This is a genomic window from Kitasatospora sp. NPDC002522, from assembly GCF_053595195.1.
Genome location: NZ_JBSFXE010000001.1, coordinates 96579 through 108824 on the forward strand (window position 1 = coordinate 96579; position 12246 = coordinate 108824).

13 protein-coding genes are annotated in these 12246 nt (G+C 73.6%); 6 read left to right on the plus strand and 7 right to left on the minus strand.

The features are described 5' to 3' along the window. Positions 1-91: 91 nt before the first annotated feature. Positions 92-907: a SigE family RNA polymerase sigma factor gene (locus ACWD4U_RS00435; protein ID WP_363457335.1), complete on the minus strand. Its 816-nt coding sequence runs from the start codon at positions 905-907 to the stop codon at positions 92-94. A 274-nt stretch (positions 908-1181) separates the two neighbouring features. Between ACWD4U_RS00435 and ACWD4U_RS00440 the strand changes: the two genes are divergently transcribed. The 4 genes from ACWD4U_RS00440 to ACWD4U_RS00455 all read left to right on the plus strand — a co-directional run bounded on the left by ACWD4U_RS00440 (position 1182) and on the right by ACWD4U_RS00455 (position 4465). Next, positions 1182-1859, plus strand: a complete 678-nt coding sequence (locus ACWD4U_RS00440) for a response regulator transcription factor (RefSeq protein WP_363457332.1) — start codon at positions 1182-1184, stop codon at positions 1857-1859. A 31-nt stretch (positions 1860-1890) separates the two neighbouring features. Continuing rightward, positions 1891-3396 (plus strand): HAMP domain-containing sensor histidine kinase, encoded by a 1506-nt coding sequence (locus ACWD4U_RS00445; protein ID WP_363457329.1) that lies wholly within the window; start codon positions 1891-1893, stop codon positions 3394-3396. Beyond that, positions 3396-3719, plus strand: coding sequence for a hypothetical protein (locus ACWD4U_RS00450; protein ID WP_363457326.1), 324 nt, complete (start codon positions 3396-3398; stop codon positions 3717-3719). The genes ACWD4U_RS00445 and ACWD4U_RS00450 overlap by 1 nt, the downstream gene beginning before the upstream one ends. Before the next feature lie 134 nt (positions 3720-3853). Further along, positions 3854-4465, plus strand: coding sequence for a VanZ family protein (locus ACWD4U_RS00455; protein ID WP_363457323.1), 612 nt, complete (start codon positions 3854-3856; stop codon positions 4463-4465). Between the two features lie 97 nt (positions 4466-4562). On the opposite strand, the gene ACWD4U_RS00460 is transcribed toward ACWD4U_RS00455, so the two are convergent. Then, positions 4563-5342: a hypothetical protein gene (locus ACWD4U_RS00460; RefSeq protein WP_363457320.1), complete on the minus strand. Its 780-nt coding sequence runs from the start codon at positions 5340-5342 to the stop codon at positions 4563-4565. Positions 5343-5493: 151 nt separating this feature from the next. Next, on the minus strand, positions 5494-5688 hold the full coding sequence (locus tag ACWD4U_RS00465; protein WP_363457317.1) for a hypothetical protein: 195 nt from the start codon (positions 5686-5688) through the stop codon (positions 5494-5496). A gap of 456 nt (positions 5689-6144) precedes the next feature. Here ACWD4U_RS00465 and ACWD4U_RS00470 point away from each other — a divergent pair, with 456 nt between their 5' ends. Beyond that, entirely contained in the window at positions 6145-6327 is a 183-nt protein-coding gene (locus ACWD4U_RS00470) for a PspC domain-containing protein (protein ID WP_363457314.1), read from the plus strand. A gap of 69 nt (positions 6328-6396) precedes the next feature. Here the strand turns inward: ACWD4U_RS00470 and ACWD4U_RS00475 are convergent, their stop codons facing one another. The 3 genes from ACWD4U_RS00475 to ACWD4U_RS00485 all read right to left on the minus strand — a co-directional run bounded on the left by ACWD4U_RS00475 (position 6397) and on the right by ACWD4U_RS00485 (position 9506). Further along, positions 6397-6939, minus strand: a complete 543-nt coding sequence (locus tag ACWD4U_RS00475; RefSeq protein ID WP_363457312.1) for a hypothetical protein — start codon at positions 6937-6939, stop codon at positions 6397-6399. Positions 6940-7150: 211 nt separating this feature from the next. Beyond that, positions 7151-8299, minus strand: coding sequence for an adenosine deaminase (locus tag ACWD4U_RS00480; RefSeq protein WP_363457310.1), 1149 nt, complete (start codon positions 8297-8299; stop codon positions 7151-7153). Positions 8300-8549: 250 nt separating this feature from the next. Next, the gene (locus ACWD4U_RS00485) at positions 8550-9506 is read right to left on the minus strand and encodes a LysR family transcriptional regulator (protein ID WP_363457307.1); all 957 of its coding nucleotides are present in this window, start codon (positions 9504-9506) and stop codon (positions 8550-8552) included. Positions 9507-9570: 64 nt separating this feature from the next. Between ACWD4U_RS00485 and ACWD4U_RS00490 the strand changes: the two genes are divergently transcribed. After that, the gene (locus tag ACWD4U_RS00490; RefSeq protein WP_363457305.1) at positions 9571-10839 is read left to right on the plus strand and encodes an MFS transporter; all 1269 of its coding nucleotides are present in this window, start codon (positions 9571-9573) and stop codon (positions 10837-10839) included. 62 nt (positions 10840-10901) lie between these two features. Here the strand turns inward: ACWD4U_RS00490 and ACWD4U_RS00495 are convergent, their stop codons facing one another. Beyond that, entirely contained in the window at positions 10902-12179 is a 1278-nt protein-coding gene (locus ACWD4U_RS00495) for a thymidine phosphorylase (protein WP_363457302.1), read from the minus strand. Positions 12180-12246 lie beyond the last annotated feature (67 nt).

The window sequence follows — 12246 nt, forward strand, 5'->3', positions numbered from 1 at the left end:
CCGCCGCTCCCCCGAGCGCGCCGTCGTCCCACCGCCCCCCTTCACCCGTCCCCCGACGGGAGTTTCCGGGGTGTCAGTTCCTGATCGTCCGTCAGGCGACCAGCTCGCCGAAGGCGTGCACGGTGTCGCCCGAGCGGTTGAGCTGCTCGTCCTCGCGCATCCGGCGCAGCGCGCGCCAGATGGAGCTCTTCACGGTGCCGACGCTGATGCCCAGGATGTCGGCGATCTCCGGGTCGGTGCGGCCTTCGTAGTAGCGCAGCACCAGCATGGTGCGCTGGTTCTCCGGGAGCTTGGCCAGCGCCTGCCAGAGCACGGCGCGCAGCTCGGTGCCGCCCATCGCGTCGGTGTCGCCGGCGTACTCCGGCAGCTCCTCGGTCGGGTACTCGTTGACCTTGCGGCGCCGCCAGGCGGAGATGTGCAGGTTGGTCATGGTGCGGCGGAGGTAGCCGCCCACCGCGGCCTTGTCGGTGATCCGGCCCCACGCCCGGTAGGTGGAGAACAGCGCGCTCTGCAGCAGGTCCTCCGCCTCGTAGCGGTCGCCGGTCAGGTGGTAGGCGGTGGCGTACAGGGAGGCGCGGCGCTCGCGCACGTACGCGGTGAACTCGGCGATGTCGCTCGCCTCGTCGGCCGCGGCGGCCGGGTGCTCCCCCTGCACGCCTCCCTGGTCGCCCTGCTCCCCCCGGAAGGTCTGCGGAGCGATCCGCAGCACCCGTCCCGCGGCCGGGCTCCCCACCCGGCCGTGTGCCTCCCCGCCCCTGGTGGCCCCCGCCACCGGGCGGCGGGTTCCGGCGCTGTGTGCGCACCCCCGTACGATCACGGCGCCGGAGCTCTCCTCCTCGCAGTTCGGCCGGTTGGTGCCCAGGACGGCACGCGGCCCCGTGGTGCGGGTCGTCAGCGTTGCGGTCATCGGGCACCCCCATGGTCGGTACGAGTGGTTCCTTGCGTGTGCCGCAACACCGGCGTTGAGCTGGTGCGTCCTTACGCGGCGACAAGGAAAATCCTGCCCGGCGCTCGTCATGGCGGTGTCCGTCGACTGTCACAGGGCTGTCACAAGCCCGGCCGGACGCGGACACACCCGTGCCTGCCGGAGCGGACGCCGGAGAGCGCCGGTCCGGTTCCCGACTGATTACGGGTCACCCTGGTGGGTGCTTCGCGGGGCCCGGTGGGTCACAATGACCCCCGTGTCTTTCCTGCTTCTGATCGAGGACGACGACGCCATTCGCACCGGCCTCGAACTCGCCCTCACCCGCCAGGGCCACCGGGTGGCCGCCGCCGCGTCCGGCGAGGAGGGCCTGAAGCTGTTCAAGGAGCAGCGTCCGGACCTGATCGTCCTGGACGTGATGCTGCCGGGCATCGACGGCTTCGAGGTCTGCCGGCGGATCCGCCGCAGCGACCAGCTGCCGATCATCCTGCTCACCGCGCGCTCCGACGACATCGACGTGGTGGTCGGCCTGGAGTCCGGCGCCGACGACTACGTGGTCAAGCCGGTGCAGCCGCGGGTGCTGGACGCCCGGATCCGCGCCGTGCTGCGCCGCGGCGAGCGGGAGAGCACCGACTCGGCGGCCTACGGCGGCCTGGTGATCGACCGTTCGGCGATGACCGTCACCAAGGACGGCCAGGACCTGCAGCTGACCCCGACCGAACTGCGGCTCCTGCTGGAGCTCAGCCGCCGCCCCGGCCAGGCGCTGTCCCGCCAGCAACTCCTGCGCCTGGTCTGGGAACACGACTACCTCGGCGACTCCCGGCTGGTGGACGCCTGTGTGCAGCGGCTGCGCGCCAAGGTCGAGGACGTGCCGTCCGCGCCGACCCTGATCCGCACCGTCCGCGGCGTCGGCTACCGTCTCGACCCGCCCGCGTGACCCACTCCTTCGTTCTCTGGATGAGCCCTTCTTGACCGACCATCAGACGGTGCCGCGCCGTGCCCGCCCGGGCTCCTGGCGACGGCTCAGTTCGCTGCGGGTCCGGCTGATCGCGGTGTTCGCCGCGGTCGCGCTGGTCACCGCGGTCTCCGCGTCCGGGATCGCCTACTGGCTGAACCGGGACGCGGTGCTCAAGCGCGCCCAGGACACCGCGCTCAACGACTTCCGGGTCTCGCTCACCCGCAACGTCTCGCAACTGCCGCTGCACCCCAGCTGCCAGGACCTCACCACGCTCGCCGTCCAGGTGGCCAGCTCCGGCCTGGCCTACGACGTGGTGGTGGTCGACGAGTCGCAGCCCGGCTGCACCGCCTCCTCCGACCCGGGCCGGTTCACCGGCGGCCAGGTGCCCGCCCCGCTGGCCGCCGCGGTCGCCAAGCCGCGCGAGACCGGCTCCGGAAACCCGTACCCGTACCACCTGTACTGGCAGCGGGTGAACCTCGACGGCCCGTACGTGATCGGCGGGACCAAGGTGGTGCCGACCGGTCCGACCGCCTACATGTTCAAGTCGCTGCAGAACGAGCGCGCCGACCTGAACACCCTCGGCTGGTCGCTGGCGATCGCCACCCTGCTCGCGCTGGTCGGCTCCGCGCTGCTCGCCCAGGGCGCCTCCGCCACCGTGCTGCGCCCGGTCCGCCGCCTCGGCGACGCCGCCCGGCAGCTCGGCGAGGGCAAGCTGGACACCCGGCTCGACGTCGACGGCAACGACGAACTCGCCGACCTGGCCCGGACCTTCAACAAGACCGCGGAGTCGCTCTCCGAGCAGGTCGCCGAACTCAGCGCCCGCGAGGCGCAGTCCCGCCGCTTCGTCGCCGACATGTCGCACGAGCTGCGCACGCCGCTCACCGCGATGACCGCCGTCACCGACATCCTGGAGGACGAGGCCGACTCGCTCGACCCGATGATCGAACCGGCGGTGCGCCTGGTGGTCTCCGAGACCCGCCGCCTCTCCGACCTGGTCGAGAACCTGATGGAGGTCACCCGCTTCGACGCGGGCACCGCCAAGCTGGTCGCCGACGAGGTGGACATCGCCGACCTGATCATGTCCTGCATCGACGGCCGCGCCTGGTACGACGCCGTCGAGGTGGACGCCCCGCGCGGCATCCAGGCCGTCGTCGACCCGCGCCGCCTCGACGTGGTCTTCGCCAACCTGATCGGCAACGCCCTCAAGCACGGCGGCTCCCCGGTCCGGGTGAGGGTCCGTCAGGACGACTCCGCCCACACCGTGGTGGTCCAGGTCTCCGACTCCGGCCCCGGCATCCCCGAGGACGTCCTCCCGCACGTGTTCGACCGCTTCTACAAGGCCGACAAGGGCCGGGCCCGCTCCGAGGGCAGCGGCCTGGGCCTGTCCATCGCGATGGCCAACGCCCAGATCCACGGCGGCGCCATCACCGCCGCCAACAACCCCGACGGCGTCGGCGCGGTCTTCACCCTCACCCTGCCGCTCACCCAGCCGCCCGCCGGGACGGAGACCACCTGATGACCGTCCGTCGGCTCCTGCTCTCGGCCCTGCTGCCGGCCACCGCGCTCGCCGCGCTGACCGGCTGCGGCATCCGCCCCACCGACGTCCCGGTCGACGCCGGGGCCCCGGCCAGCCGGACGGCCTGCCCCAACCCGGTGCAGGTCCCCAACGCGCCGGCCGTCTCCAGCCCCGCGCCGTCGCCCGCGGCGAGCCTCTCCCCGTCGGCGGTCCCGTCCGCGGTCCCGTCGGCCAAGGTCACGGCCGCGCCCGCGAGCCCGCCCCCGTCCCTCACCCCCACCGGCGTCTTCGGCGCCCCGTCCAGCACCCGCTGCCCCGGCTGACCGCGGTACCCGGGTGATGGTCGTGCCCGGTGATCGTCACGCCCGGGTGGTGTGCGCACCACCCGGCGGGACCACCCGGGACGACCGCCCGTCCGGCCGGAACCGTCCCGGCCGGACCTCGCGTCCCTGACAGCGTGCACACCACCGCGCATCCCGACCCCGCGACCGAGCAGGCGCCCGCCGAGGCACCCGCCGGGTCGGCGGCGCCGCACCGACTCCGGACCGCGGCCCGGTTACTGCTGGCCCTGCACCTGCTGCTGCTCGCCTGGTCGAGCCTGCGCCCGCTCCCGGTCAGCTGGACCTACCCGCCCAACCTGACCCCGTTCGCCTCGGTCCACCAGGCACTCGCCGTCGGCGGCCTGGCCGGCGCCCGCCAGCTCGCCGCCGGACTCCTCCCGCTCGCACCCGTCGGCGTCCTGCTGCCGCTCGCCTTCGGCGGTGCCGACGCCCCCTGGCTGCCGTCCTTCCTGCGCACCACCGGCGCGGTCGCGCTGCTCGCCACCGCCCTGGAGATCGCCGAGGGCTGGGCCCCCGGCCACGTCCTCAACGTGGACGACATCCTGCTCGGCACGCTCGGCGCGGCCGTCGCCCACCTCGCCCTGGTCCCGCTGCTGCGCCGCCTCGCGCTGCGCCACCGGCCCGCGGTCCACCTCCCGGCGCCCCGCCCGGAGCGCCGCGCGCTGCCCGGAACGGCAGCCCGGCCCGCCGTGCCCGCGCTCACCTCGACCGGGCCGCAGCGCCACTGACGGGGTCTCCCGGACCGCCTGCCCGGGACCGACCCGCCGGGAACGGCGAAGGGCCGAGCGGAGCGCGTTCGCGCCCCACCCGGCCCCTGACTCCGGATCAGCCCAGGTACTTGCCGCCGTCGATGACCTGCGCGGCCGGCGGCACGGTGACCGTCACCGGCTTGTCGAAGTCGCTGAACTGCATGCTGCCCTGGTCGTCGCCCGTGGTGATCAGCGACAGCACGTACGGCTCGCCCTCCTCGGCGATCGCGATCTCGGCCGCGGTACCGGCGTCCTGGTCCTTGATGATCAGGGCCTTGACGCCGTCGACCTGCTTGCCGCCCGACTTGGTGCCGGCCACGTCGGAGCCGTCGTCGTTCTGGCCGACCTGCTTCAGCGTCTGCAGGCCGAGGTCGCAGAAGGTCGCGAACTCCTTCGCCTTGGCGGCGTCGGCGCCCAGCTTCATGTACTTGCCGCCGACCACCGCGGAGGAGCCCGGCGCGAAGGCGTTCAGGAACGCGGTGTCCGGCTTCAGGTAGAGGGTGGCGCCCTGGCGCAGGATGTCCGCCTGGCCCTTGCCCTCGAACCCGATCTTGCCGGCGCAGTTGCCCTTGCCGTCCTCGGCGACCGCGCCGGTCATGGTGGTGCTCGCGTCCATCTTCAGCTTGAACGTGAGCTTCACCGAGGTCACCTTGGCACCCGCGGCCTGCGACTTCTTCAGGATGTCCCCGACCGACAGGCTCTCCAGGCCCCCGGCCGCCGCGGACGGCGACGCGGACGCGGACGCCTTCGGGGCGGCCGCGTCCTTGCTGCCGCCGTCGTCCGGCCCGCAGGCGGCTACGGCCGAGACCCCGAGGGCGGACAGCATGGTGACGGCCAGAAACCTGGATGCGCGCATCGAACGAGTTCCTCTTGCTTGGGAGACGATCAGGTCCGCGAGTCTGCCAACGCCCCCCGACCCGCCCGCCCACCGCCTCCCCCTTCTTTAACCCGCCGTTACATCCGGACGATTCACCCCGGAAGGCAGCGGAGGGCGGGACCACCGGGAATCACGACTCGACATGCTCCTTCCGCAGGCGCTCCAGCACCTCGAGCCCGCCCTCGGCCACGATCCCGGAGGTCACCGCCCGGTCCGGGTAGCACCACCGCTCCCGGGCGGCCAGGGTGACCCTGTGCGGTGTCGAGAGCAGCGTGCCGCCGGTGATGAACCGCGTGATGTCGCCCGGAAAGGACCGTGAAGACATCCGCCACCGGTTCGACGAACGCCCACGGCTCCTCGTCCTGCGCGGCGATGACCAGCAGCCCGTAGTCGGTGTGCGAGCCGATACCCCGCTCGGTGGTGGAGTCCGCCGACGGGAACCGCAGGACCCGCATGTGGTGCCGGCCGTTCTTGTCAACGGTCCCGTCCCTGGCCTCGGATGCGGATCGGCGTCGCGCTGCAGAACGCCACGGGGTACGCGGAGACCCTGCATGGGGAACGGATCCGTACGGACGCCGGTTCGCCCCCGTTCTCGCCGGGGCCGGGTGGGCCCACTCGGGGTGGGGCCCTGAGGCGACCCCGAGAAACGGAGTCCTCCGGGAGGTGCGGACTTCGGGGGTGGGATCGGCATCGGGGCGGACGAAAAGCGCTGGTCACGGCGGAAGGATGGGAGTCAGCCCGGTCGGAGGGACCGCACCGGGAGAACTCCTCGGAGGAGACCATGAGCACCCTCGCCCGTCCTCGCCACAACCGCGTCATCGGCGGCGTCTGCGCCGGCCTCGCCAAGCGCTTCGGGCTCACCCCGTGGACGGTCCGGGTGCTGTTCCTGGTCTCCTGCCTGCTGCCCGGCCCGCAGTTCCTGATCTACCTGGCGCTGTGGCTGCTCCTCCCGCAGGAGCCGTGACCGCACCCGTGACACGGCCGAGGGGCCGTCCCCCCACGGGACGGCCCCTCGGCGCGGGTCGGGCGGGCGTCAGCCGCCCAGGCCCGGCAGGCCCGGCGCGCCGCCGCCGGTCGGGGAGAGGCTGCTGAGCGTGCCGACCACGCCGCCGACCGGGGTCTTGGCCAGGCCCTGGCCGCCGGGGACGGAGTCCAGGCCGCCGATCCGGTTGGCGTGCGCGGCGGGAGCGGCCTGCATCGGCGCGGCGGCGTCCATCGGCATCGGGGCGGCGGCGGGCGCCTGCTCGGGCGCGGGGGCGGCCTGCTCGGCACCGCCCGGGCCGGTCTGCTCGACGGCGCCGGGCGCCTGCTCCGGCGCGGGGGCGGCGGCCGGGGCCTGGGCCGGCTTGCCCGCGGTCGGGTTGAGGGTGCCGGTCACCTGGCTCACCGAGTCACCGCCCGGCAGCTTGCTCACGGCGCCGGTCGCGGCGTTGGTGAGCCCCGGGTTGGTGAGCGCGCTGGTCGGCAGCCCGAGGCCGCCGGGCGCCGGCGCGGCGGAGGCGGAACCCGCGGCGACGGCGGCGATCGCGACGCCGAGAGCGGCCGTACCGGCTGCCTTGAGAGTGGCCTGCTTCATGTGTGCGTCCTCGAGTCCTGGTCGGGCGGCGCGACGGCGGCGAGCCCCACGGGGGACGGGCCCGGTCGTCACACCGAGTCAGCAGTGACCGGCCCACCGTAGTGACCATGTCGCGTGCGGATCAAAGGCCACTCACTCTTCGGAGGGATAAGTCGGATGAGCGCCATGGACGTTGAGATCCATGGCGCTCATCCGACGATCCGACGGCGCGTCAGTCCCGCGGGCTGAACAGCCACTCGGCCTTCAGCTCGGCGTACCCGGGCTTGATCACGTCGTTGATCATCGCCAGCCGCTCGTCGAAGGGCAGGAACGCCGACTTCATCGCATTGACGGTGAACCACTCCATGTCGCCCAGCGTGTAGCCGAAGGCCTCCACCAGGTGCCCGAACTCCTGGCTCATGCTGGTGCCGCTCATCAGCCGGTTGTCGGTGTTGACGGTGACCCGGAACTTCAGCCGGCTCAGCAGCCCGATCGGGTGCTCGCCGTACGAGTCGGCCGCCCCGGTCTGCAGGTTGGAGGTCGGGCACATCTCCAGCGGGATCCGCTTGTCGCGCACGTACGCGGCCAGCCGGCCCAGCTGCACCCGGCCGTCCTCGTCGAACGCGATGTCGTCGACGATCCGCACGCCGTGGCCGAGCCGGTCCGCGCCGCAGCACTGCAGCGCCTCCCAGATCGACGGCAGCCCGAAGGCCTCGCCGGCGTGGATGGTGAAGTGGTTGTTCTCGCCCTTCAGGTAGTCGAAGGCCGCCTGGTGCCGGGTGGGCGGGTAGCCCGCCTCGGCGCCCGCGATGTCGAAGCCGACCACGCCGTGGTCCCGGTAGCGGTTCGCCAGTTCGGCGATCTCCTGCGAGCGGGCCGCGTGCCGCATCGCGGTCAGCAGCGTGCCGACCCGGATCCGGTGCCCGCGCGCCTTGGCGTTCGCCTCGCCCAGCCGGAAGCCCTCGTTGACCGCCTCGACCACCTCGTCGAGGGTCAGCCCGCCCTCCAGGTGCTGCTCCGGGGCATAGCGCACCTCGGCGTACACCACGCCGTCCGCCGCCAGGTCCTCGGCGCAGTCGGCCGCCACCCGGATCAGCGCGTCGCGGGTCTGCATCACCGCGCAGGTGTGGGCGAAGGTCTCCAGGTACCGCACCAGCGAACCGGAGTCGGCCGCCTCCCGGAACCACACCCCGAGCTCCTTGGGGTCCGTGGTCGGCAGGCCTTCGTAGCCGCAGTCCGCGGCCAGCTCGACGATCGTCTCGGGCCGCAGCCCGCCGTCCAGGTGGTCGTGCAGGAGCACCTTCGGGGCACGGGCGATCTGCTCGGGAGTGGGAATGCGCGGGGCCGTGGTGCCCGCAGTGGCAGGGATCTGCTTCTCCATTGCGAGAGCATAGCCCCTACGCGCGTAGATTTCCTAGAACGCCACGCCAGAGCAGCGGCAGAACCAAGAGTGAACATCCCGAGACGCCCCCCGCGGGCGCGGCCCGGCCGAACCTCACCCCCGCCCCGACCGGAGGTCAACCCCGCCGCCCGCTCTCCCCCACCCCCCGCCCCGACCGGAGGTCAACCCCGCCGCCGACCCCATCACGCCCCGCCGCCCGCTCTCCCTCACCCCCCACCCCGACCGGAGGTCAGTCGTGGGTCAGGATGCTCCCTCTCCGCGAGAGCACGAAGTCGCGGAAGGCGGCGGCCGGCGGGGTGAGGGGCCGGGTGGTGTGCCAGGCCAGGCCGATCGCGCGGCGGGTGCGCGGGGCGGTGACCTCCAGTTCGACGACGCCCGGGCGGGGCACCAGCGCGGGCGGCAGGAGGGCGACCCCGAGTCCCGCCGCGACCAGTCCGCGCAGGGTCTCGACCTCCTCGCCCTCGAAGGCGATCCGCGGGGTGAAGCCGGCCTCCGCGCAGAAGCCGTCCATGATGTGGCGCAGCCCGTAGCCCTCCTCGACGGTCACCCACGGCTCCGCGGCGACCTCGGCCAGCCGGATCCGCCGCCGTCCGGCGAGGCGGTGGTCGGCGGGGACGGTGAGGAAGAGCCGCTGCTCGTCCAGCGGACGGGCCGTCAGGTCGGGGTCGTCCGGCAGCGGGGAGACCAGGCAGAGGTCTAGTTCGCCGGCCCGCATCCGCTCCAGCATCGCGGCGACGTAGTCCTGCACCAGCTGGAACCGCACCCGCGGGTGCCCGGCCCGGAAGCCCCGCAGCAGGGCCGGCACCGCGTCGGTGCCCATGGTGTGCAGGAAGCCGAACGCGACCCGGCCGGCCGCCGGGTCGGCCTCCGCGCGGGCCGCCTCCGCGCCGCGCTCGACCTCCAGCAGGGCGCGTTCGACGGCGTCCAGCAGCAGCCGTCCGGCCCGGGTGAGGCGGACGGCGCGGCCGTGCCGGGCCAGCAGGTCGACTCCGAGCTCGGCCTCCAGACGGGCCACCGCCCGGGAGAGGGTGGGCTGCGGCATGCCGAGCAGTTGCGCGGCCTGGGTGACGTGCTCCAGCCGGGCGACCGCCGCGAACTCCGCCAACTGCGGTGCGAGGCACGTCACATCGGCGTCCGGACCGAGTTCGGCGAGGCGGACCGGGGCGGAGCTGCTCTCATACGTCATGGCATGGATCTTCGCGTATTCATGCATTGGACGCATCAACCGGCGCGGTCCTAACGTCGACCGCATGCAGCCCGCCAGTATCGAGGCGCCGTCCGCGCCCGCCGCCGAAACCCCCACCGACCTGCGTCTGCGCCCCGGCACCCGGGACTTCCGCCGCGCCAACCTCGCGCTGTTCGCCGCGGGCGTGGCCACCTTCGTCCTGCTGTACTCCACCCAGGGCCTGCTGCCGATCCTCTCCGCCGACCTCGCCCTGACGCCGGGTCAGGCCAGCTGGACCGCCTCCGCCGCCACCCTCGGCCTGGCGCTCGCGCTGCTCCCCGCCAGCGCGCTCTCCGACCGGTACGGGCGCACCGCGGTGATGACCGCCTCCACCCTGGCCGCCGCGCTGCTCGCCGTCGCCCTGCCGTTCGCCCCCGACCTCACCACCCTGGTGGTGCTGCGCGCCGTCCAGGGCGCCGCGCTGGCCGGACTGCCCGCCACCGCGATGGCCTACCTCGCCGAGGAGGTCCACCCGGCGGCGCTCGCCTCCGCGATGGGGCTGTACGTGGCGGGCAACTCGATCGGCGGGATGGGCGGACGGCTGGTCTCCGGCTGGGCCGCCGCCGCGTGGGGCTGGCGCTGGGGCCTCGCGGTCTCCGCCGCGCTGGCGCTGCTGGCCGCGCTCGCCTTCCGTGCGCTGATCCCCCGGGCCCGGCACTTCCGCCGCGCCGCGGTCGACCCGCGGGCGCTCGCCGCGACCGTCGCCGGGCACCTGCGCAACCCGCTGCTGCTGCGGCTGTACGCGCTCGGGATGCTGTTCATGGCGGTCTTCGGCGCCGTCTACAACACCATCGGCTACCGGCTGACCGGCGCGCCGTTCCACCTGCCGGAGTCGGTGGCCGCCTCGATCTTCGTGGTCTACCTGGTCGGCACCGCGTCCTCGGCCTCGGCCGGACGCCTCACCGCCCGGCTCGGCCGCCGCGGCACCCTGTACACCGCGATCACCGTCACCGCCGCGGGCCTGCTGCTCTCCCTCGCCGGGACGCTGCTGTGCACCGTCCTCGGCCTGGTCCTGATCACCGCGGGCTTCTTCGCGGGCCACGCCACCGCGTCCTCCGCGGTCGGCCGCACCGCCACCACCGGCCGCGCCCAGGCCTCCGCGCTGTACCTGATCGCCTACTACCTCGGCAACAGCCTCGGCGGCACCCTCGGCGCCGACGCCTACCACGCCACCGCCTGGCCCGGCACCGCCGCCGTGGGCCTCACCGCCATGGCCTGCGCAACCGGCGTCACCCTCTACGCCACCCGACAGGCCATGGCCACCCGCCGGGTCGCCACCACCGTGCGGGCCTGAGCACCGGCGTCCTGCTCACGTACTCCTGACGGAGCGTCCGTGCGCAGGACGCCGACGGGGCGTCAGGCGATGCGGTCGAGGATGATCGGGGCCGGGGTGAAGGCGGTGCCGGTGGGGGCGATCTCGATGGCGCCTTCCAGGGACTCCAGGGCGTAGGGGAAGCGCTCGGGGGTGTCGGTGTGGAGGGTGAGGAGGGGCTGGCCGGCGGTGACGGTGTCGCCGGGCTTGGCGTGGATCTCGACGCCGGCGCCGGCCTGGACCGGGTCCTCCTTGCGGGCGCGGCCGGCGCCGAGACGCCAGGCGCAGACGCCGACGCCGTAGGCGTCGAGGGCGGTGAGCACGCCGGTGGCGGAGGCGGTGACGACGTGCTGCTCACGGGCGACCGGGAGGGGGGCGTCGACGTCGCCGCCCTGGGCGGCGATCATGCGGCGCCAGTGGTCCATCGCGGAGCCGTCGCGCAGCGCGTCCGCCGGGTCCTTGCCGTGCACCCCGGCGGCGGCGAGCATCTCGCGGGCGAGCGCCAGGGTGAGCTCGACGACGTCGGCGGGGCCGCCGCCGGCCAGCACCTCGATCGACTCGCGGACCTCCAGAGCATTGCCCGCGGTGAGGCCGAGCGGGGTGGACATGTCGGTCAGCAGGGCGACCGTCGCGACCCCGGCCGAGCGGCCCAACCCGACCATGGTGCGGGCGAGTTCGCGGGCGTCGTCGAGGTTCTTCATGAACGCGCCGGAGCCGACCTTGACGTCCAGGACGAGCGCGCCGGTGCCCTCGGCGATCTTCTTGGACATGATCGAGGAGGCGATCAGCGGGATCGCCTCGACGGTGCCGGTGACGTCACGCAGGGCGTAGAGCTTCTTGTCGGCGGGGGCCAGGCCGTCGCCGGCGGCGCAGATCACCGCGCCGGTGGAGCCGAGGACGGAGAGCATCTCCTCGTTGGAGAGCAGGGCCCGCCAGCCGGGGATGGACTCCAGCTTGTCGAGGGTGCCGCCGGTGTGGCCGAGGCCGCGGCCGGAGAGCTGCGGGACGGCGGCGCCGCAGGCGGCGACCAGCGGGGCGAGCGGGAGGGTGATCTTGTCGCCGACGCCACCGGTGGAGTGCTTGTCGGCGGTCGGGACGCCCAGCGAGGAGAAGTCCATCCGCTCGCCGGAGCGGATCATCGCCTCGGTCCAGCGGCTGATCTCACGGCCCGTCATGCCGTTGAGCAGGATCGCCATGGCGAGGGCGGACATCTGCTCGTCGGCGACCTCACCGCGGGTGTACGCGTCGATCACCCAGTCGATCTGGGGGTCGGTCAGCTCGCCGCGGTCGCGCTTGGTCCGGATGACGGAGATGGCGTCCATACAGGTGCTCCAGAAAGGTGTGAAATGCGAAGAGTGCCGCGGGATGTCCTCCCGCGACACTCTACGC

Bases quoted from the DNA above. Each gene is read 5' to 3' on its own strand.
- ACWD4U_RS00435 (WP_363457335.1), bottom strand. From the start codon at position 907: ATGACCGCAACGCTGACGACCCGCACCACGGGGCCGCGTGCCGTCCTG.
- ACWD4U_RS00450 (WP_363457326.1), top strand. From the start codon at position 3,396: ATGACCGTCCGTCGGCTCCTGCTCTCGGCCCTGCTGCCGGCCACCGCG.
- ACWD4U_RS00460 (WP_363457320.1), bottom strand. From the start codon at position 5,342: ATGCGCGCATCCAGGTTTCTGGCCGTCACCATGCTGTCCGCCCTCGGG.
- ACWD4U_RS00465 (WP_363457317.1), bottom strand. From the start codon at position 5,688: ATGTCTTCACGGTCCTTTCCGGGCGACATCACGCGGTTCATCACCGGC.
- ACWD4U_RS00470 (WP_363457314.1), top strand. From the start codon at position 6,145: ATGAGCACCCTCGCCCGTCCTCGCCACAACCGCGTCATCGGCGGCGTC.
- ACWD4U_RS00475 (WP_363457312.1), bottom strand. From the start codon at position 6,939: ATGAAGCAGGCCACTCTCAAGGCAGCCGGTACGGCCGCTCTCGGCGTC.
- ACWD4U_RS00480 (WP_363457310.1), bottom strand. From the start codon at position 8,299: ATGGAGAAGCAGATCCCTGCCACTGCGGGCACCACGGCCCCGCGCATT.
- ACWD4U_RS00485 (WP_363457307.1), bottom strand. From the start codon at position 9,506: ATGACGTATGAGAGCAGCTCCGCCCCGGTCCGCCTCGCCGAACTCGGT.
- ACWD4U_RS00490 (WP_363457305.1), top strand. From the start codon at position 9,571: ATGCAGCCCGCCAGTATCGAGGCGCCGTCCGCGCCCGCCGCCGAAACC.
- ACWD4U_RS00495 (WP_363457302.1), bottom strand. From the start codon at position 12,179: ATGGACGCCATCTCCGTCATCCGGACCAAGCGCGACCGCGGCGAGCTG.